The sequence below is a fragment of the Catellatospora vulcania genome (assembly GCF_009720385.1).
Taxonomy (GTDB): Bacteria; Actinomycetota; Actinomycetes; order Mycobacteriales; family Micromonosporaceae; genus Catellatospora; species Catellatospora vulcania.
Map to the genome: position 1 here is coordinate 783,365 of NZ_ML769302.1, position 18,820 is coordinate 802,184.

17 protein-coding genes are annotated in these 18,820 nt (G+C 72.5%); 9 read left to right on the forward strand and 8 right to left on the reverse strand.

Going from position 1 to position 18,820, the window contains the following annotated elements; genetic code table 11:
• Positions 1–2: 2 nt before the first annotated feature.
• The 6 genes from F6W97_RS07865 to folP all read right to left on the reverse strand — a co-directional run bounded on the left by F6W97_RS07865 (position 3) and on the right by folP (position 7,520).
• On the reverse strand, positions 3–1,835 hold the full coding sequence (locus F6W97_RS07865; protein WP_230686508.1) for a DMT family transporter: 1,833 nt from the start codon (positions 1,833–1,835) through the stop codon (positions 3–5).
• A 29-nt stretch (positions 1,836–1,864) separates the two neighbouring features.
• Positions 1,865–4,837 carry an ATP-binding protein gene (locus F6W97_RS07870; RefSeq protein ID WP_407924560.1) on the reverse strand — a complete coding sequence of 991 codons (2,973 nt, stop codon included), beginning with the start codon at positions 4,835–4,837 and terminating at the stop codon, positions 1,865–1,867.
• Positions 4,838–5,400: 563 nt separating this feature from the next.
• On the reverse strand, positions 5,401–5,763 hold the full coding sequence (locus tag F6W97_RS07875) for a hypothetical protein (protein WP_155369449.1): 363 nt from the start codon (positions 5,761–5,763) through the stop codon (positions 5,401–5,403).
• A 9-nt stretch (positions 5,764–5,772) separates the two neighbouring features.
• Complete coding sequence (locus tag F6W97_RS07880; RefSeq protein WP_155369450.1) at positions 5,773–6,093, reverse strand: molybdopterin-binding domain-containing protein; 321 nt, start codon at positions 6,091–6,093, stop codon at positions 5,773–5,775.
• A gap of 246 nt (positions 6,094–6,339) precedes the next feature.
• Positions 6,340–6,696 carry a dihydroneopterin aldolase gene (folB, locus tag F6W97_RS07885; RefSeq protein ID WP_155369452.1) on the reverse strand — a complete coding sequence of 119 codons (357 nt, stop codon included), beginning with the start codon at positions 6,694–6,696 and terminating at the stop codon, positions 6,340–6,342.
• 2 nt (positions 6,697–6,698) lie between these two features.
• Positions 6,699–7,520 carry a dihydropteroate synthase gene (gene folP / locus F6W97_RS07890; RefSeq protein ID WP_230686509.1) on the reverse strand — a complete coding sequence of 274 codons (822 nt, stop codon included), beginning with the start codon at positions 7,518–7,520 and terminating at the stop codon, positions 6,699–6,701.
• A gap of 33 nt (positions 7,521–7,553) precedes the next feature.
• On the opposite strand from folP, the gene folK reads away from it, so the two are divergent.
• From folK to F6W97_RS07910, 4 genes are all read left to right on the forward strand, one after another.
• Entirely contained in the window at positions 7,554–8,081 is a 528-nt protein-coding gene (gene folK / locus F6W97_RS07895; protein ID WP_155369456.1) for a 2-amino-4-hydroxy-6-hydroxymethyldihydropteridine diphosphokinase, read from the forward strand.
• A 113-nt stretch (positions 8,082–8,194) separates the two neighbouring features.
• Positions 8,195–8,698 carry a DUF3180 domain-containing protein gene (locus F6W97_RS07900; RefSeq protein ID WP_155369457.1) on the forward strand — a complete coding sequence of 168 codons (504 nt, stop codon included), beginning with the start codon at positions 8,195–8,197 and terminating at the stop codon, positions 8,696–8,698.
• A 157-nt stretch (positions 8,699–8,855) separates the two neighbouring features.
• Positions 8,856–10,139, forward strand: a complete 1,284-nt coding sequence (locus F6W97_RS07905) for an ABC transporter permease (RefSeq protein WP_155369459.1) — start codon at positions 8,856–8,858, stop codon at positions 10,137–10,139.
• A gap of 296 nt (positions 10,140–10,435) precedes the next feature.
• Positions 10,436–11,716 carry a cation:proton antiporter gene (locus tag F6W97_RS07910; RefSeq protein WP_155369461.1) on the forward strand — a complete coding sequence of 427 codons (1,281 nt, stop codon included), beginning with the start codon at positions 10,436–10,438 and terminating at the stop codon, positions 11,714–11,716.
• 73 nt (positions 11,717–11,789) lie between these two features.
• On the opposite strand, the gene F6W97_RS07915 is transcribed toward F6W97_RS07910, so the two are convergent.
• Positions 11,790–12,947: an NADH-quinone oxidoreductase subunit D gene (locus F6W97_RS07915; protein WP_155369463.1), complete on the reverse strand. Its 1,158-nt coding sequence runs from the start codon at positions 12,945–12,947 to the stop codon at positions 11,790–11,792.
• Between the two features lie 160 nt (positions 12,948–13,107).
• Complete coding sequence (locus F6W97_RS07920; RefSeq protein WP_155369465.1) at positions 13,108–14,157, reverse strand: SAM-dependent methyltransferase; 1,050 nt, start codon at positions 14,155–14,157, stop codon at positions 13,108–13,110.
• Positions 14,158–14,233: 76 nt separating this feature from the next.
• On the opposite strand from F6W97_RS07920, the gene F6W97_RS07925 reads away from it, so the two are divergent.
• The 5 genes from F6W97_RS07925 to F6W97_RS07945 all read left to right on the forward strand — a co-directional run bounded on the left by F6W97_RS07925 (position 14,234) and on the right by F6W97_RS07945 (position 18,787).
• On the forward strand, positions 14,234–15,490 hold the full coding sequence (locus tag F6W97_RS07925; protein ID WP_155369466.1) for a phytase: 1,257 nt from the start codon (positions 14,234–14,236) through the stop codon (positions 15,488–15,490).
• A 177-nt stretch (positions 15,491–15,667) separates the two neighbouring features.
• The gene (locus tag F6W97_RS07930) at positions 15,668–16,591 is read left to right on the forward strand and encodes a Rossmann-like and DUF2520 domain-containing protein (RefSeq protein WP_155369467.1); all 924 of its coding nucleotides are present in this window, start codon (positions 15,668–15,670) and stop codon (positions 16,589–16,591) included.
• Positions 16,588–17,433: a pantoate--beta-alanine ligase gene (gene panC / locus F6W97_RS07935; RefSeq protein ID WP_155369468.1), complete on the forward strand. Its 846-nt coding sequence runs from the start codon at positions 16,588–16,590 to the stop codon at positions 17,431–17,433. The genes F6W97_RS07930 and panC overlap by 4 nt, the downstream gene beginning before the upstream one ends.
• Entirely contained in the window at positions 17,433–17,861 is a 429-nt protein-coding gene (panD, locus tag F6W97_RS07940; RefSeq protein WP_155369469.1) for an aspartate 1-decarboxylase, read from the forward strand. The genes panC and panD overlap by 1 nt, the downstream gene beginning before the upstream one ends.
• Positions 17,862–17,920: 59 nt before the next feature.
• Positions 17,921–18,787 (forward strand): septum formation family protein, encoded by an 867-nt coding sequence (locus F6W97_RS07945; protein ID WP_155369470.1) that lies wholly within the window; start codon positions 17,921–17,923, stop codon positions 18,785–18,787.
• The last annotated feature ends 33 nt before the right edge of the window (positions 18,788–18,820 follow it).

Consider the following 18,820-nt stretch of genomic DNA (forward strand, 5'->3'; position numbering starts at 1 on the left):
GACTAACTCCGTTCCGCCCACGTCTCGGAGCGGCGTTCAGCCCGCTGCGCTGGCTCAGCGGGCGGCTCCGTCCGTGCTTCCGCGCGAGTGGCTGCTTGATGCGGCACCGTGGCGGGCCTGTACACGGCGTAAGCCGGAGAAGATTCGGGTACGTCAGGCGAGCGCCACGTTTCAGTGCGGACCGGGTCGGCTCCGCCGCGTGCTTCGGCACGGACGACCGATGCAGGGTCCTCCGCGCTGACCGCGAGTTCCGGGCGCGCTTCCGGGACGGTCGTGCTGCTGGTGCTCCCTGGCGCAACCACGGTCGCTGGCATCCGCTCGTTCGAGGAGGACGCCGCGGGCGCGGACGGCCTAGCGGTGAGCAGCGATGTGCCGCTACTGCCGCCACCAAGCTGCGTGATCCGGCGGTATGGGCGGAGGAGAATCCAGCCTACGACGCCGCAGAGCAGCACCAGCGTGACCTGTAGCCATCCCGCCAAGGAGGCGGTGCTCATGATGAGGTCGACCGCGAAAAGGTAGACCGCAGCGCCGGTGCCGAAGATGAGCACGTTGAAAAGAGCCGCCAGCACGGAATTCACAAGTCGGCGGAGGCCTGCGCTGGCAGGACGAAGCAGGCCGACCGTGCCCAGAGCCGGTGCCGCGATGACTGCCCAACGGATGATGAGGAACCCGAGCAGCACAAGCAGCGAAGCCACGATGTCGAATGCGGCGTAACAGAACGCAGAGAGGATCGCGACGAAGCCTGCGCCGATCCGTTCCATCCCCTTGGTCCCGCGAAGGTACTCGTAGGCCTCCGGGTCCTCGGTCTTTATCTGCTCGGCGACTTTCATCCAGTCGCTCTGCTTGGCGCGGATGATGCCGTCGCGGCGGCTGGAGTCGTCCTGGATCGCCGCAACGTCGTCCCAGCTCAGCGACTTTGCGCGGTAGAGGGCTGGTCCGTACTTCTTGGCCGTCTCGCTGTCGGCAGACCCGAGCACTCCACGGAGCCAGTTCCGGTACAAAAGCGCTTGCACAGCGGTGTCGCCCGCGCGGACAGCCGGTGGGCGCTTGTCCTCGCAAGCCCCTGGTGTCGCGTCGTCGCAAACCGTGGGTGCCTGGGCCCGCGGCCCGACGGCGTCGTGAACGACGCTGAGGACGCTGACCAGCGTGCTGTCGGCGGCCTTGGCCGACTGAACTGGCCAGCTCGCGATGGCCGTCACGCCGACCATGACCAGGATTGCCCAGCCGACAGTGGTCAGTGCCATCGACATCTGCGCTTGGCGGGAACGCCACAGCAGGTAGACGCCGATCACCGCCAGCGTGATTACGCCGAACACGCTGAAGACCTGCTTGTAGAGCGCTGTAGTGGCGTTCTCCACGAGCGGGTCAGCCCAGCCCCACATCTCGTCCGGAGCCCAAGCACGTTCCCTGAGGGCGTTGGAGACGCCGACGATGCCAGCAGCGAGCATGAACTCGCCGTTGGCGATCGTGTTCTCCAGCTTGTAGTCCGGGTGCATGACGGTCTGGACGCAGTTGATGTCATACGTGGTGTAGTCGTACCCGGCATAGCCGTATTCGCTGTAGAGCAGGTAGCTACGGCCGTCGGCTCCCGTGGTCCACGTGGGCTTGCTGACGAACCAACCCCCGAGCCCCGAGTCTGGTGCCGCAGGATTAGGTGCGCTCACGCATTGCACGCGCGCGGCGCTGACCTCCTGCAGCCGCTTGATGCACTCGTCGAGGCCGCGGGCCGTCCACTCCTCCAGTGAGCACAGCTTGTCCCCGGGCGCGACCGCCATAGCTGCGGGCGCCGCCGCCTGGACCGGCGCGCCGAACAGCGTCCCCAGCGCCAGCACCATGGTGGCCAGGACAGCGGAGGCGAGCCGCTTCACCGCTTGCCTCCCTGGCCGGCCGCCTGCCCGGTCGGGGTGGTGTCGAGGGTCTCCAGCAGCCCCTGCACGTAGGACACGTCGACCCGTACCCGCTGCACCCGGCTGTCGACGTCACGCAGCACGAACTCGCGATACCCGAGCCGCCCCGCGCTGTTCGCGTCGGGTGCGGACAGCGAGGCGAGTACGGCTTCGTACCCGACGTCGGTCGGCACCCGCAGCAGCCGCAGCGCCTCGGAGGCGATCTCCGGGTCCTGGGCGATACGTCCGACGAACACGGTGGAGACGAGGTTCTGCACGTCGAGCCCGAGGATGTCCTTCGGGTTCTGCGACGCGACGAGCGCGGCGAGGTTCCACTTGCGGCTGTCTCGGGCAAGCCGGACCAGGAACGACCGCCCGGACCGCCAGCCTTCCATGAAGTGGGCCTCGTCGAGCCCGACGAGTTTGCGCTGGTGCATGTCGCCGGAGTAGCAGCGCCGGACGGCGAGCCGGTGCGCGGTGTGCAGCATCGGCAGCGCGAGGGCTTCCTCAGCGGACCAGTACTCGCGCTCGATCTTGAGGTCGGGCAGGCGCAGCCCGGACATCGTGATGACGGTGAGCGCGGAGTCGGTGCTGAGCAGGTCGCCGGGCGGGCTGCCGAAGAACAGCAGCGCGAGCGGCATCTCGGCGGTGTCGAGCAGCAGGTTGGCCAGTTCCCGACCGGTGTCGTCGATGCCGGCTAGGCAGCGTACGACGTCGTCGAGGGTCGCCGTCTCCTCTGCGGGCACGGTGCGCACGGCGTGGCGCAGCAGCGTGGCGGTGGACGCCTCGCGGGCGACCTGCGGCGGCATGAGCATGGAGCAGATGTCCTGGACCAGCATGCGGCGTTCGGCGCGGGCGTTGCTGACGGAGATCTCGTATTCGCGGTCGCCGTCGGCGCCTGGGCCGAATTCGGTGCGCTGCGGGGTCGGGATCAGCGAGTACGGGGCGAGGGTGCCCTGTTCGCCGCCGGTCAGGTTGAGCACGCGGGAGTACGGCTTCAGCTCCGGCATGGAGGCGAGCCGGGCCAGCGGGCCGCTCGGGTCGAGCAGGGTGACCTGGACGCCGCGCCGGGCGTTGAGGTAGCCCATGGCGCCGAGCAGGGTGGACTTGCCACCGCCGGGTTCGGCGACCATGACCGACAGGCCGGAGCGCTCGCGTACCTCCATGGGGAAGTGCGGGTCGAGGAAGACGGGGCGGCGGCAGGTGCCGGCGGTGCGCCCGAGCAGGTCGCCGCGGCGGTCGCCGACGACGGACGCGGCCTGGGGCAGCGCGGCGGCGAGCAGCCGGACCGGCATGCGGCGCAGGTAGCCGGTGTTGGCGACGGGTTCGCCTGGGATGAACTCGCGGGCGAGCTGGTCCTGCTGCTTGGGGTGCTGCAGCGAGACGCGCAGTTCGCGGCTGTAGGTGGCGACGACGGAGCGGGCCCGTTCGAGGCATTCCTCGCGGTCGGCGCCGCTGACGGCGATGCGGTGCCAGCCGTGCGCGCGGGCGGAGTCGACGGGCAGGCCGGTGGTCATCTCGTCGCCCATGACGAGGGCGCGGCTGGCCAGGCGCTCCAGTTCGGGCGGGGCGTCCATGCCGTGCTCGAGGTAGTCGAGCTGCTGCGAGCGGATCATGCGCAGGCGGTGTTCGAGGTTGCGGAAGCTGTCGCCGGGTCCGAGGATGTCGACCCGCGACGACAGTTCCATGGGCCAGGGCAGGCGCTCGTGGAAGTGCAGCCAGGGCTCGTGCCGCTCGGGGATGTCGAGGGGTTCCATGCGGCCGACGGTGAGCACGGCGACGTGCCGTTCCTCGCCGGTCATCCGGTTGACGAGCTTGACGGTGCTGCCGTACGGGGTGCGGTAGCGCTCGATGTGCTCGGTGAGGGCGAGCAGGTCGCCGGAGTCCCAGCGGCCGTGGCCGACCGAGCCGACCATGTTCGGCGGGCTCATGCCGAGCGCGACGGAGCGGTAGAGCAGCCATTCGAGTTCGGCGGCGGCGGCGCGCTGGCCACGCATGCCGAACGCGGCGAGCACCTCGTCGAACTGTTCGACCTGCTTGCCGAGTTTGCGGCGTTCGGAGTCGGCGGTGCCCTTGCCGAAGGCGCGCAGCAGCTTCTCGCTGAACGAGTCGCCGAGCGCGCGCCGGGCGAAGGTGACGCCGAGGTAGGTCTGGCCCTCGCTGTGGTTGATCTCGCGCAGGTGGCGCTGGGCGGCGACGAGGTGGTCGCCCCAGCCGGGTGCGCCGGGCACGGGCGGCAGCGGGCGGTGGGTGAGCTGGTCGAGCTGTGCGGCCCACTGGTCGGCCGGGAAGGGCCGGGTGGTGCGGCGCAGGTGCAGGCGGAACCCGGCGAGGCCGGCGTACTGCTCGCTGATGGCGGACAGCAGCGCCTCACGGTCGGCGTCGGGGCGGAACGCCCAGCGCACCTCGGGCAGCATGTACCACGCGGTGACCGCGTGGGGAGTGAACGTGAGGTGACCGGCGATCTCGGTGATCGCCAGTTCCTGGGCGGCGTCGCGGTCCTTCGCGGCCTTCGGCTGCGCGGGCGGCTTGACCTGCTTGCCGCGGCCCTTGGCCGGTTGCCGCTGGCCGCCGGCGGGCGGCGCGCTGCGGGGTGGGGCCTGCGGGGTGCCGCGCGGGGGCAGCGGACGGCTGCTCAGCGGCACGGTGCTGACCGGCACGGAGCTGACGGGCATCGCGCTGACCGGGCGGTTGCGCAGGTCCGGCTGGGGGCGCATGGGCACCCCGCTGACCGGTACGCCGCTGACGGGCGCGTTGCGCGGCACGCCGCTGACCGGGGCGTTGCGCGGGCGTCCGGGCTGCGCGCCGCGGCCTGGCGCGGCCTGGCGCGGATCGGGCTGCGTGCCGGGGTAGCCGCTCTGGTCGGGACGGTGCCCACCGGCGGTTCGGCCGGGGGCGCTCGGCGGTGGCGTGACCGGCGGCGGGGCTACCGGGGGCGTATCCGCCCGCATGGGACCGGCCCGGTGCGGCGCGGCCTGGCGGCTGTCGGGGTGGCGGTCGTCGGGCCGACCCGGCTCGGTGCGTCCGGCAGGTGGCACGTCGGCGCGCCGGTCGGCGGCGGGCGTGCTGCGGGCGGTGGTGGCGCGGCCCGGCGGTGCGGGGCGGCTCGGTGTGCCGGTGAGGCCCACGGAGCCCGGGTCGGCCGCCTCGGAGTCGAACAACTCCAGGAACGGCGACTCGATGTCGGGGCCGGACGGCGCCGGCGGTGCGGACGACGGCTCGGGGTCGCGGCGCGAGGACGCGGCGCGTTCGCGCTGCGCCTGGGTGGCGGCCTCGGCGGCGGCGCGCATCTCGGCGGCGGCGCGGCCGGCCGCGGACTGCAGGTCGCTGCGCAGGTCGGCGGTGCGCGCCTCGGGGCGGCCGCCCTCCTCCTCGGCGTGGCCCTCCGGCTCGGTGGGCTCGCGGCGGCGGGGCGGCTGGAACACGGCGACGGGGCCCGTCGCGGCGGTCCCTTCGACGGAGGGGACGACGTCGGATACCGCGTCGTCCAGGTCGTACTCGGTGTCGTTGCTGGTCATGTGATCGCCTGCCGCACGACGACGCGGCGGGCGACCAGGCGCGGGTCGCGCCGCTCGGTCACCGGTTCGCGGGTGCGCTTCCAGTCGGTGAGCGCGGTGCGGATGACCATGCGCGCGGGCCGGTCGGGGTCGACGTGGCGGAAGATGTACGACGTCGTCACGATGGCGAGCGCGATCTCCCAGGTCGGGAAGACCTCGAACTGCTGGGTGATCAGCCAGCGCACGCCCATGTAGAGCGGGACCAGCAACACGAACAGCCCGTACTGCGCGTACGGCAGCTGCACGGGGAGCGTGTAGCCGGGGGGGCCGAGATAGACCAGGCGGGCCCGGTAGATGTCGTCGTCCGTACGCAGCCGCATCGCTTCCGCCTACTCGAACATGATGTCGATGAGGTTCTCGCCCACGAGCAGCAGCGCCCCCGCGCCGACGATGAAGGCGACGCCGATGATGGCGATCGCGGAGCTGGTCAGCACCTTGGACACCTCGCCCTTGCTGGCCCGGCCGATGAAGATGACACCGAGGATCGCCAGCAGGATCGGAGAGATCTTCGTGGCGAAGAAGGTGAGGATGTCGTTGGTCGCGATGCCGCCCTTGGGCTCCTCGGGGGCCGCTTGGATCGCGTCGGCGATCATGCCGAGGGTCGGCGTGGCATGGCTCCACGCCGCCTGGACCAGCTCCATGGCGATCATTCGGTACCTCCCCGGTGCGCGACCGGCGCTGCAATTGCTTAAGCCTTACTGATGGGGGTCCTCAGCGGTGGGATGCGGCTGATGACACCCTGCTTTGTGTCGATCACAGTTCGTAGTGGAGCGCCGGGGCTGTTTGTGGTGCTGTGCGGTTGTGTAGGACCGGTGTTCGATCCATAGCAGAGCGTACGGTGCACCCACCGGCGCGACAAGCCATGCAGGTGGTGGCGGGTGTCGGATGTCCGGCCGTCACCTGGTGCCGGTCATCGTCACGCTCACGTCGGTGAAGGTCAGCGGGATCGGCGCCTGTGGCTTGTGGACGGTCACCACGGCCCGCGCGACGCGGGGATCGGCCAGGCAGGCATCGACGAGCCGCTGTGCGAGCGTCTCGATCAGGTTGACCGGCGGCCCCGCCACGATCTCGGCCAGCCGGGCGGCCAGCTCGCCGTAGTGCACGGTGTCGGCGACGTCGTCGCTGGCCGCGGCCGGGCGCAGGGCCAGCCCGAGCTGCACGTCGATCACGAAGTCCTGCCCGTCGCGCCGCTCGAAGTCGAAGACGCCGTGGTTGCCGCGTACCCGCAGGCCGGTGAGCGTGATGAGGTCCATGGTCAGCCTTCGTAGCGCAGCCGGGGGCCGCCGGTCGCCCGCCACACCGCGAGGGCGTCGACGGTCGAGCGCACGTCGTGCACGCGTACCCCCCAGGCGCCGGCCGCGGCGGCCAGCAGGCTGGTCGCGGTGGTGGCGGCGTCGCGGTCCGCGGCGGGCCGGCCGTCGAGCAGCAGGCCCAGGTAGGACTTGCGGCTGGCCGCGAACAGCACCGGGAAGCCCAGGTCGATGATGCGGTCCAGGTGCCGGGTCAGCGCCCAGTTGTGCTCGGCGGTCTTGGCGAAGCCCAGCCCCGGGTCGACGATCAGCTTGTCGGCGGCGATGCCCAGGCGCAACGCCTCGTCGACCCGGCGCGACAGCTCCTCGCGCACCTCGGCGACCACGTCGCGGTAGGTGGCCAGCGCCTGCATGTCGGCGGAGTGCCCGCGCCAGTGCATCACCACGTACGGGCAGCCGGCGTCGGCGACGACGCGGCGCATGTCCGGATCGGCCAGCCCGCCGGAGACGTCGTTGACGGCGGCGGCCCCGGCCTTCACCGCGGCCTCGGCGACCGCGGCGCGGGTGGTGTCGACACTGGTCGGCACGCCGGCCTCGGCCAGTGCCGCGATGACCGGGACCACCCGCTTGATCTCGGTGTCGGCGTCGACGCGGAACGCGCCCGGACGGGTCGACTCGCCACCCACGTCCACCAGGTGCGCGCCCTGCGCGTGCAGCTGGATCCCGTGCCGTACGGCGGCGTCGAGGTCGTCGTAGAGGCCGCCGTCGGAGAAGGAATCCGGGGTCACGTTGAGAACCCCCATCACCACCGGCGGCGTCGCGTGCATCAGGTCGGCTGCCACGCTGCGAGAATATCGGTCGTGACTTCGGTGGTCTTCTCGATAGGCAGCAACCTCGGCGACCGCGCCGATCATCTGCGCTTCGCGGTGCGCCGGCTCGCGGAGGAGGGTGAGCTGCTGGCGGTGAGCGGTGTCTACGAGACGCCGCCGTGGGGCGACACCGAGCAGCCGGCGTACTACAACGCCGCCCTGCTCGTACGCGGGGAGCAGTCGGTGGAGCAGTGGCTGCTCACCGCGCAGGGCATCGAGCACGAAGCCGGGCGGGTACGCCATCAGGCCCGCCGGTACAGCCCGCGCACCCTCGACGTCGACCTGGTCGCCGCGTTCGCCGCGGACGGCGAGCCGATCCTGCGCGCCACCCCGGAGCTGACCCTGCCGCACCCGCACGCCCACCAGCGCGCCTTCGTGCTGCGGCCCTGGCTGGAGGTGCAGCCCTACGCCCAGCTGCCCGGATACGGCTGGGTGAACGACCTCGTGCTGGCCGAGCCCATGGCGACCGAGGTGGCCACGATGACCGCGCTGCCCGAGGTGCGGCTCGAAGTAGAGTGACCCTCCAGAACCTGGCTCGTCCCGGCGCGCCGCCGCTCACGCGGCGCACCGGGCGACTCCCCACGTTCTGCCCAGACGAGTGAGGGGTGTGGACCGAATTGAGCCAGCCGCCGATGCCGGAGCCACGGCTGCAACCCACCAACCCGGCCACCCTGATCGTCGCGGGCCTGGGCTCGGCCGCCGTCGCCTGGCTCATCATCAGCACCTGGTATTTCGACCTGGCTACGCTGCCGTTCCTCGGCCGCAACGGCTGGCTGCCGGCGTTCACGCTGCTCGCGCTCGCCATCGTGGAGTTCGCGCTGGCCCAGCAGACCCGGGCGCGGCTGGAGGGCAAGCCGGGCCGGGAGCGGGTCGAGCCGCTGGCCGTCGCGCGTTATGTGGTGCTGGCCAAGGCGTCCTCACTGGCCGGGGCGATCTTCGCCGGGTTCTCCGCCGGGCTGAGCCTGTGGCTGTTCGTCGACGGGCAGCAGCGGCAACTGGCCTCGGTGAGCCGCGACCTGCCGGCCGCGCTCACCTCGCTGGTCTGCTCGCTGGCGCTGGTCGGGGCCGCGCTGTGGCTGGAGCGGGCATGCCGGGTGCCGAAGCAGCCCGAGGACGACAAGACCGACATTCAGTAGCGCCCGAACGGATCGGTGTCGGCCACTATCGGGTACCCGTCGACCACGGGATGTCATCCCCGGTAGACCCTGTTGCATTCACGTTTCAGCCGGTACGGTGCCTCGGGTATGCCGTGTCGTACCCCGCGACCGGCAGCCGACTCGGGAGGCGCGAGTCATGGCCTACGACAGCGAAGCGACCGACGCGACAGGGCAGCGACGGTACCGCGGCGAGGGCTTCCGCGAGGAGTCCGATCTCAGAAACGACGGCGGCGGCGCGCACAGCGTCATCGCCGGCATGCAGTACCGGCCGCGGGCGACGCCCTCGGCCAACCTGGACGACGTCTTCGACGACCCGGCGCACGGCGAGGTCGGCCGTGACCGGCTCGGCGTGCACTTCGCGTGGGAGGGCGTGCTGCTGCTCGGCGTGGTCGCGATCGGCTTCCTGCTGCACAGCGGGCACCGCGAGACGATCACCGGAGCGAACTTCAAGGAGTTGCTCGTCTTCGCCTCGGTGCTGGGCCTGCTCGGCCTCGGCGCCTCGATGACGCTGCGCGCCGGCGCGGTGAACCTGGCGCTGGGCCCGGTCGCCGCCGCCGCCGCGCTGTACTACGCCGAGCACAGCGCCAATGGCGTAGTGCCGACCGCCGGCATGGCCGTGGCCTTCGCCGCCGGGCTGGGCCTGGTCGTCGCGGTCCTGGTGGTGGGCTTCCACGTGCCCGGCTGGGCGGGCAGCCTGGCGGCCGCGCTGATCGCCGTCGTCTGGATCCAGAAGCACCCCGCCCCGCTGACCGTGAGCGGCGAGTACGACCCCACCGGGCACGCGCTCTACCTGTACGGCGGCTTCGCCGCGCTGACCATCGTGGCGGGCCTGCTCGGCGCGATCCGGTCCATCCGGCGCGGTGTCGGCCGGTTCCGCCCGGTGAGCGACCCGGCCCGGCGGCGCGGCGGCCTCGGCGGCGTCGTCGCCGTGCTCGCGCTGGTCGGCTCGTCGGCGCTGGCCGCGGTGGCGGGCGTGGTGATGGCGGCGCTCAACGGGACTACCGAGCAGGTCGTCGCGCCCACCGAAGGCTTCGAGCTGACCGGGCTGGCCCTGGGCGCGGCCCTGATCGGCGGGGTGAGCGCGTACGGCCGCCGCGGCGGCGTGTTCGGCACGCTGCTCGGCGTCTCACTGCTCGCCCTGGTCGTCTGGTACGCCGACGCGGCCCAGTGGCACATCTCGCTGTACGCGCTGGCCGCCGGCGCCCTCGCGCTCGGCCTCGTGGTCACCAGGCTGGTGGAGACGTTCGGGCGGCCGCTGCCGCTGGACGACGACGCCCCCGACGACTGGTCCGACGTGGGCGTGCCCGGCACCTCCTGGTCCACGGGCAGCGGCGACACCTGGGCGAACCTGCCCGCGCAGCCGGCCCCGGCCCGTGCCGACCAGTGGGGCGACGAGGACCGCTGGTCCTCCCTGCGATGAGCTGACGCACGACCGGAGCCCCGGCCCGCACCGCACCCGCGGCGTGACCGGGGCTCCGGCCATCTGTGCCATCCTGCTTTAGAGTCGGGCGAAACGGGCGTGCGCTCGTTGAACCGTTCGTGACGAAGGTTCGGCGATTACCGGCGCGTCGCGCGCCGCGGACGGTCCTCAGCAAGCCACGCTGGGTGGCGCAGCTGTTCAGGACGGGTCGGCGACGATCTCCAGGCGGAATGTTCTCGCATTTCAAGGCCGTGGAGCATTCCCCTCGCAAGCAACTGTCGGTAGCCTCTAGCAACATGCCGAACTCGGACACTCGCGATGAACAGCGGCACGCGCGCCTGCTCCCCGTGTTGTTCTGGGGCGGCGTCGGGCTGGCCCCGCTGGCTGCGATCTTCCTGCTCATAGCCGATGGCGGCACCGCGCTGCGGGCCGCGATCGGCGTGGTCATCCTGTCGGTCATCCTGATAGGCCTGTCGATCACTCTCCGTCGCGACACCGAGACCGTTCGGCTCGAACTCGAGGACATGATCCTCGATGAGATCGACACCGTCCGGGCCGACGTCCGCGACGACATCTCGACCGCGGCCCATGCCACGCACCGCGCCTTCGGGGAGAAGTTCCAGTACCTGGTCGACCAGCTCGAAGCCACCCGGCACGAGCTGGACGCGACCCGCGCGCAGCTGGAGCACGTCCGCGCCGAGGCCATGCGGGCCGCGGCCCAGGCCGCACCAGCCCCCGCCGCCCGGTCCGGCGCCCCTGCCCCCGCCCCGCACCAGCCGGGCCCGAGCTCGGGCCGGGCCGGCATCGCGCCCGGCGTGGTCCGGCACACCGAGACCGTGCAGGTGACGACGCGGCACACCATCGTCGACCCGCACGGCGAGGACGCCCAGCGCGGTTCGGCGATCTACGGCAGCCCGGTCAGCGGCGCGGCGAGCGCGGGCTACGACCGCGGCCGCGACGCCGGCGAGTACGGCCACCGGGCCGAGAGCCCGCGCATCGAGGTGCAGCGCCCGCGGGCCGAACGCGCCCGCGAGCGGGACCGGCACGAGGAGTCGTGGACCGAGCAGCGGCTGCGCGAGCAGCTGGAGCGCCGCCGAGACGCGAACGAGCCGGTCTCCGGCGGGGAGACCCGCAGCTCGCGGCGCGACCGCGGCGACGACCGCTGGTCCGACCGCCCCGCCGACGCGATCGAGGGCCGCTGGTCCGACCGCGACGACGAGGACCGGCCCGCCGTGCGCGCCGCCGGCGACCGCTGGACGACCGTGCGCGACGACGACCGCGGCCGTGAGGTGCGCATGGGCGAGCGCCGGGCGGCGCTGCACAGCGACAGCTCCGGCACCGAGCTGCGGATCGAGGACCGCTGGGCCGCGGTGCGGCGCGAGGACCGCGGTTACGACGACGACCGGGCCGACGACGGCCGGGGCGGCTTCCCGTACCGCGACCAGGAGCGCCGCGAGCCCCGCGCGCTGACCGGCACGGACCGGGAGGACCGCTGGTCCGACTACGAGGACGTCCGCGAGCGGGATCGCGACCGGGACCGGGACCGCGATCGGGACTACGACCGCCGTTACCGCTGACCACGACAGCGAGCAACGCGCCCTTCCGGGAGACCGGGAGGGCGCGTTTTCGTGGAAACGGGGGCGTCGGGCGCTACTTGTCGATGTCGCCGACGACGAAGAACATCGAACCCAGGATGGCGATCAGGTCCGGCACCAGGGTGCCCTTCAGCACCGTGGACAGCGCCTGCACGTTGGCGTACGACGCGGTGCGCAGCTTCATCCGCCACGGCGTCTTGTCGCCCTTCGACACCAGGTAGTAGCCGTTGACGCCGAGCGGGTTCTCGGTCCAGGCGTAGGTGTGCCCCTCGGGCGCCTTGACGACCTTGGGCAGCCGCACGTTGACCGGCCCGCCGATCCGGTCGACCCGGTCCAGGCACTGCCGGACCAGGTCCAGCGACACGTACACCTGGTCGAGCAGCACCTCGAAGCGGGCGTGGCAGTCGCCGGTGGTGCGGGTGACCACCGGGACGTCCAGCTCGCCGTAGGCCAGGTACGGCTCGTCGCGGCGCAGGTCGAAGTCCAGCCCGCTGGCCCGCGCCACGGGCCCCGAGGCGCCGTACGCGGCGGCCTGCTCGGCGGTGAGCACCCCGACGCCGACGGTGCGGGCCAGGAAGATGTCGTTGCGCCGGATCAGGTCGTCCAGCATCGGCATGCGGGAGGCGACCAGGTCGACGGCCTCCCGGGCACGCCCGGTCCAGCCCGCCGGGACCTCCTCCTTCAGCCCGCCGATGCGGTTGAACATGTAGTGCATGCGGCCGCCGGTGGCCTCCTCCATGACGGCCTGCAGCACCTCGCGCTCGCGGAACGCGTAGAACACCGGCGTGATCGCGCCGATCTCCAGCGGGTACGACCCGAGGAACATCAGGTGGTTGAGCACCCGGTTCAGCTCGGCCATCGCCATCCGCAGCCAGACCGCCCGCTCCGGCACCTCCAGCCCCATCAGCCGCTCGACGGCCATGGCCGCGCCCAGCTCGTTGCTGAACGCGCTCAGCCAGTCGTGCCGGTTGGCCAGCACCAGGATCTGCCGGTAGTCGCGCACCTCGAACAGCTTCTCCGCGCCGCGGTGCATGTACCCGACGATGGGTTCGGCGGACAGCACCTTCTCGCCGTCGAGCACCAGCCGCAGCCTCAGCACGCCGTGCGTGGACGGGTGCTGGGGGCCGATGTTCAGCACCATGTCGGTGCCCAGCTGCTGAGCCCCCGCCCCCGCGCCGACCGTCAGCTCGCGCCTACCGCCCATCTCCACCATGCGCGCCATCGTAAGCCAGGCGAAAGAAAGGAAGGGCACCTTGTTATCGGTATTCGTAGAGGAAGGGCACCTTCTTAACTCCTCGCCGGGCGCGGCCCGCGGCGGGTGCGGCCGTCACGGGAGTCGGGCGGGTCCGGGGGCGCCGGGCCGCAGCAGGCCGTCACGGGTGGGGGCGCAGTAAGGGCACCTGCCGGGCGTCGAGGTCCGGCCATTGCGCCAGCCACCAGTGCCCCCCGAGCCCGCCGGTGGCGGTCAGCTCGCCGATCTCGCTCGCCGCGGCCAGCGCCCGCACGTAGCCGACCGGATCGGTCGAGGCCAGGCCCAGCGGTGGCCGGGCGGCGGTGACGTCGAGGCGGTGCAGCGCGGTGCGTTGGTCCAGCAGCAGCCAGCCGGCTTCGGGGCCGCCTGAGGTCGCGGCTTGGGCGTCCGGCCCGGCCACCTCCCGGGTCCGCGCCTGCGCCGCCACCGCGACGGAGTCCATCGCGACGTGGCAGGTGATGTCGGTGCTCCCGTCGAAGACGGGCGGTACCTCGCGTCCGCCCCGGAAGCCGGTCACCGTGGGCAGGACCGGCCGCTCGCCGCGCCGGTGCCCGTAGTCGACCGCGAGCGCCAGCCCCGCGTCCAGCGCGCCGACCGCGTCGGCCCAGGCCTCGTCCCGGCTGCGCCCGACCTCCACGACGTCGTCCGGCCCCGCGGGCCACCACCGCTCGATCCAGGCGGCGTCGGCCGGGTCGAGCGGCCCGCACGGGTTCAGGTCCGTGTCCAGGTAAGACCCGTCACGCGCGAGGTCCAGCGGCACGTTGTCGAGCCACTCGGTGGCCAGCAGCAGCCCGGTCAGCCCGCGCGGCAGCTCGGTGCGCCAGCTGACACCGGTGCCCGCCACGGCACCGGTGCGCGGTGCGACACCGGCAAGAGCGCCGTCCGCGCCGGGCTCGCCGCCGCCGCGGGCCGAGACCTCCACGGCCACCGGCCGGACCCGGGCGCGCAGCGGGGCGGGCAGTGCGGCCAGCACCCCGTGCAGCAGCTCGCCGCGTCCCGCGCCCACGTCCACCAGGTCGAACACCTCGGGACTGCCGAGCGCCCGGTCGACGTCGGCGGCGAGCAGCGCGATCGCCCGCGCGAAGTGGGGTGACTGCGCGCTGGTCCGGAAGTGGTCGGCGGGCCGCTCGCGGACGAAGAACCCGTCCGGGCCGTACAGCGCAGTTCGCATCGCGTCCCGCCAGCGCATGGGTGCGGTTCACTCTCCGTTCGTCGCGGGTTGTCCCGCCGAATCTACGGTCCGGGCCATGCGACGTATTCTCACCTGCCTGGCGGCGGGCGCCCTGGCGGCGACCGCGCTGCCCGGCGTGGCTTCGGCCGACCCCGCGGCCGGCGGACCCGTGCTGCGCACGGTCACCGCGAAATTCGAGACGCCCGCGCTGTACGACGACGAGGCGGGCGGCGACGCCGACGCCGATGACCCGGCGATCTGGGTGAACGAGCGGGACAAGGCCCGCAGCCGGGTCATCGTGACCGCGAAGAACGGCGGCCTGCGCGTCTACGACCTGCGGGGACGCGAGACGCAGTCGTTCGCCACGCCGGAGGCGCCCGGCCCGGACGACGAGCCGGGCCGCTTCAACAACGTCGACCTGGTGCTCGGCTTCCCGCTGCGCGGCCGGCTGGTCGACCTGGCCGTGGTCACCGACCGGGGCCGCGACAAGCTGCGCTTCTACCGCATCGACGACGGCGTGCTGACCGACGTGACCGCGGCGGACGCGCCGTTCGCGTTCAACACGACCCAGGCGGAGGTCAACGAGCAGGCCACCGCGTACGGGCTGGCCACGTTCCGCGACGGCCGGGACTTCCTGGCCGTGGCGAGCCGCCGGCACACCCCGGAGCTGGGCATGTTCCGCCTGGTCGCCAAGGGCGCCAAGGTCAGCTACCAGCGCGTGGACAAGCTGGTGCTGCCGGACACGTTCCGGCTGAAGAGCGGCGGCAGCTGGACACCGTGCCTGGAGCCCGGCGAGCTGCCGCAGATTGAGGGCATGACGATCGATCCGGCGCTGGGCGTGCTCTACGCCGCGCAGGAGGACGTCGCGCTGTGGCGGGTCTCCGTCGCGGGCGGCCGCTTCGGCTACACACCGCGCATGGTCGAGCGCACCCGGGAGTACGGCGTCCCGGCGGTCTACGACCCGCAGACCGAGGAGTGCGCGTTCGACTGGGCGGCCGACCCGGGCGAGGGCGGGCGCATCGCTGCCGACGTCGAGGGCGTGACGATCTTCAAGACCGGCCGGTTCGGCGGCACGCTGCTGGTCTCCTCGCAGGGTGACGACACCTTCTACACGTACGACCGGCTGACGCTGCGCCCGCTGGAGCACTTCGCGGTGGTCGACGGCCGGGTCGACGGCTCGCAGGAGTGCGACGGCGCGGCGGTGGTGAACACCCCGCTGCCCGGCTTCCCCGGCGGCCTGCTGGTGGTGCACGACGGCCACGAGACCCCGGACGGCGAGCGCACCGCGACCAACGTCAAGTTCGTCGACGCGGGATTCTTGAACAGGCGTTAAAGGGCGAGACGGCGGTCACGAAAGGCGCTCCCGGGACGTGTTTCCGGGGGCGCCTTTCGTTGTGGAGATGTGAACATTCCGCGGCAGTGCGGTTTCGCACAGTCTCTGTCCAGTGATCAGGACACGGGGTCATACTTGCCCCGACCGGTACCCCGAAGAAGAGGACTGGATCAGATCATGAGTGCTGAGCTCACCATCGGTGTGATCGGCGCCGGCCGGGTCGGCGCGGTCCTCGCTGCCGCCCTGCGGGGCGCGGGACACCGCATCGTCGCCGCTTCCGGCGTTTCCGCCGCGGCCAAGCACCGCATCCGCACCCTGCTCCCCGGTGCGCAGAATCTTCCCGCCGACGAGGTGGCCCGCGCCGCGACCGATCTGCTGATCATCGCGGTGCCCGACGACGCCCTGGCCGGCGTCGTGACCGGGCTGGCCGCCACCGGCGCGCTGCGACCCGGTCAGGTCGTGGCGCACACCTCAGGCGCGCACGGGCTGGCCGTGCTGGCTCCGGCCGCCGCGGTCGGCGCCCGCGCGCTGGCGCTGCACCCGGCGATGACCTTCACCGGCACCGCCGCCGACCTGGACCGGCTGCCCGGCATCTCGTACGGGATCACCGCCGCCGACGACACGGTGCGCGCCCTGGCCGCAGCGCTCGTCGCCGACCTGGCCGGCAGCCCGGAGTGGATCGCCGAGGACAACCGGGCGCTCTACCACGCCGGCCTCGCGCACGGCGCGAACCACCTGGTCACGCTCGTCAACGAGGCGGCCGACCGGCTGCGCGACGCGGGTGTGCTGAGCCCGGAGAAGGTGCTCGGCCCGCTGCTGACCGCCGCGCTGGAGAACGCGCTGCGGATGGGCGACGCGGCGATCACCGGACCGGTGTCGCGCGGCGACGCGGGCACGGTCGCCCGGCACGTGCAGGAGCTGGCCCGCACCGCCCCCGACTCGCTCCCGGCGTACGTCGCGCTGGCCCGGCGCACCGCGGACCGGGCGATCGCCAACGGGCGGCTGCGCGCGGTCGACGCCGAGCCGCTGCTGGGCGTGCTGGCCGAGCCGGCCGAGCCGGCCGCCGCCGACGCCGGTCAGCTCGGTGAGGCGGCGAAGTGACCGCCGTCGTACGCACCCGCGAGGAGCTGGCGCGGGCACGTGCCGCAGCCCCCGGTTCCGTCGCCGTGGTGATGACCATGGGCGCGCTCCACGAGGGTCACGCCACCCTGCTGCGGGAGGCCCGCAAGCACGCCGACTTCGTGCTGGCGACGATCTTCGTGAACCCGCTGCAGTTCGGCCCGAATGAGGACCTGGCCCGCTACCCGCGCACCTTCGACGCCGACCTGGCGATGTGCGAGGCCGAGGACGTCGACCTGATCTTCGCGCCGACCCCCGAGGTGATGTACCCGCACGGCCAGCCTCAGGTCACCGTGCACCCGGGCCCGCTGGGTGAGGTGCTGGAGGGGGCGGTGCGCCCCGGCCACTTCGCCGGTGTGCTGACCGTGGTCGGCAAGCTGCTCCTGCTCACCCGCCCGGATCTGGCGTTCTTCGGGGAGAAGGACTACCAGCAGCTCACCTTGATCAAGGCCATGGTGCACGACCTCGAACTCGGGGTGGAGATCGTCGGCGTGCCGACGGTCCGGGAGCCGGACGGCCTGGCCCTGTCCAGCCGCAACCGCTACCTGAGCGAGGCCGAGCGCGCGACGGCGCTCGCCCTGTCCCGGGCGCTGCGGGCGGGCGCCGCCCGGCGGGAGCCCGCCGCCGTGCTGGCCGCAGCCCGGGCCGAGCTGGCCGGCGTGGACGTCGACTACCTGGCCCTGCGGGGGGCCGACCTGAGTGCGGACCCGGGGCCGGGCGAGGCGCGGCTGCTGGTGGCGGCCCGCGTCGGCACCACCCGGCTGATCGACAACCTGCCCGTCCACCTCGACGAGGCGGCCACGACCGAGGGAGAGTCGGCCTGATGTTCCTGCGCACCATGTTCAAGTCCAAGATCCACCGTGCCACGGTGACCCAGGCCGACCTGCACTACGTCGGCTCGGTCACCATCGACGAGGAGCTGATGGACGCCGCCGACCTGCTGGCCGGCGAGCAGGTCGCGATCGTGGACATCACCAACGGGGCCCGCCTGGAGACCTATGTCATCCCGGGCGAGCGCGGCACCGGCGTGATCGGCATCAACGGCGCCGCGGCGCACCTGGTCAAGCCGGGCGACCTGGTCATCCTCATCTCGTACGCGCAGGCCGACGAGGCCACCGCCCGCTCGTACACCCCGCGGGTGGTGCACGTGGACGCCGACAACCGGATCATCTCGCTCGGCGCGGACCCGGCCGAGGCCGTCCCGGGCATGGTCGGCGATGTCGTACGCGGGGATCTGACGCTGAGCCGTTAGGCCGATCCCGTCCTTGATCCAATTGCCTAGGCTGCCCTGGACACGAGGGAGGTCGGGCGATGCGGGGACGCCTGAGGGCCGGCGCGATGCTGGCCGCACTGCTGGTGAACGTGGCGCTGGCCGGTTGCGCGGTGGCGCTGCCGCCGGAGGTCGACAAGGAACTGACCGACGACTGGGCCCAGGTCGCCGAGGTGAAGGTGCAGGTGCCGCCGTCGGGCGTCTGCCTCGGCGAGGGCGTGGGCCGGCTCGATCCCGGTCCCCTGGCGTGCTCGGAGCAGCACTTCGTCGAGGTGGTCCACGTGGGCGCCTTCGACGGTGACAAACCGCCCACCCCGGCCCGGCTGGCCACCGCGTACGCGGAGTGCGACACCGCGGCGGGGAAGTATCTCGGCCGGCCGTGGTGGCAGGGCCGGCTGGAGCTGGAGCTGACCGTCCCCGAGGACCACGTATGGGCGGGCGGCGCGCGCTGGTTCCGGTGCGACCTGGTCGAGGTCGGCGACGCGGGCACCAGCGGCGGCCGCACGCTGCGCAGCGGCAGCCTGAAGGACGGCTTCCCGGCCGCGCTCGTGCTCGGCTGCGCCAACGTCGCCATGAACGAGGGCGACGTGCGGTTCATGACCGACGTGGCCTGCTCGAAGAAGCACAACAGCGAGTGGGTCGGCTTCTTCCGGGCCGCCGAGGGCACCGCCTATCCGAGTTCGGAGCGGCAGTGGGACGTGCTGCACAAGCAGTGCCGGGTGCTGGTGGGCAAGTATCTGGGCGTCAGCACCACGCAGGCCGGCCGGCTGGGGGTCATCTCCATTCCGCGCGGCTTCGAGGAGTGGAAGGCCGGCGACCGGGCGGTGCGCTGTGCCATGTGGTTCGAGACCAAGAGCATGACCAAGTCCGCGAAGGGGACCAAGGGCAAGGGCGTTCCCTACTTCTAGCTGCGGTTTTGCGGGCCAGGTGTGATCTCACTC

Excerpts from the sequence above, each read along its gene's own strand:
- F6W97_RS07865 (WP_230686508.1), bottom strand. The coding sequence starts at position 1,835 with ATGGTGCTGGCGCTGGGGACGCTGTTCGGCGCGCCGGTCCAGGCGGCG.
- F6W97_RS07870 (WP_407924560.1), bottom strand. The coding sequence starts at position 4,837 with ATGCGGGCGGATACGCCCCCGGTAGCCCCGCCGCCGGTCACGCCACCG.
- F6W97_RS07875 (WP_155369449.1), bottom strand. The coding sequence starts at position 5,763 with ATGCGGCTGCGTACGGACGACGACATCTACCGGGCCCGCCTGGTCTAT.
- F6W97_RS07880 (WP_155369450.1), bottom strand. The coding sequence starts at position 6,093 with ATGATCGCCATGGAGCTGGTCCAGGCGGCGTGGAGCCATGCCACGCCG.
- folB (WP_155369452.1), bottom strand. The coding sequence starts at position 6,696 with ATGGACCTCATCACGCTCACCGGCCTGCGGGTACGCGGCAACCACGGC.
- folP (WP_230686509.1), bottom strand. The coding sequence starts at position 7,520 with ATGCACGCGACGCCGCCGGTGGTGATGGGGGTTCTCAACGTGACCCCG.
- F6W97_RS07900 (WP_155369457.1), top strand. The coding sequence starts at position 8,195 with ATGCCGGAGCCACGGCTGCAACCCACCAACCCGGCCACCCTGATCGTC.
- F6W97_RS07905 (WP_155369459.1), top strand. The coding sequence starts at position 8,856 with ATGGCCTACGACAGCGAAGCGACCGACGCGACAGGGCAGCGACGGTAC.
- F6W97_RS07910 (WP_155369461.1), top strand. The coding sequence starts at position 10,436 with ATGCCGAACTCGGACACTCGCGATGAACAGCGGCACGCGCGCCTGCTC.
- F6W97_RS07915 (WP_155369463.1), bottom strand. The coding sequence starts at position 12,947 with ATGGTGGAGATGGGCGGTAGGCGCGAGCTGACGGTCGGCGCGGGGGCG.
- F6W97_RS07920 (WP_155369465.1), bottom strand. The coding sequence starts at position 14,157 with ATGCGAACTGCGCTGTACGGCCCGGACGGGTTCTTCGTCCGCGAGCGG.
- F6W97_RS07925 (WP_155369466.1), top strand. The coding sequence starts at position 14,234 with ATGCGACGTATTCTCACCTGCCTGGCGGCGGGCGCCCTGGCGGCGACC.
- F6W97_RS07930 (WP_155369467.1), top strand. The coding sequence starts at position 15,668 with ATGAGTGCTGAGCTCACCATCGGTGTGATCGGCGCCGGCCGGGTCGGC.
- panD (WP_155369469.1), top strand. The coding sequence starts at position 17,433 with ATGTTCCTGCGCACCATGTTCAAGTCCAAGATCCACCGTGCCACGGTG.
- F6W97_RS07945 (WP_155369470.1), top strand. The coding sequence starts at position 17,921 with ATGCGGGGACGCCTGAGGGCCGGCGCGATGCTGGCCGCACTGCTGGTG.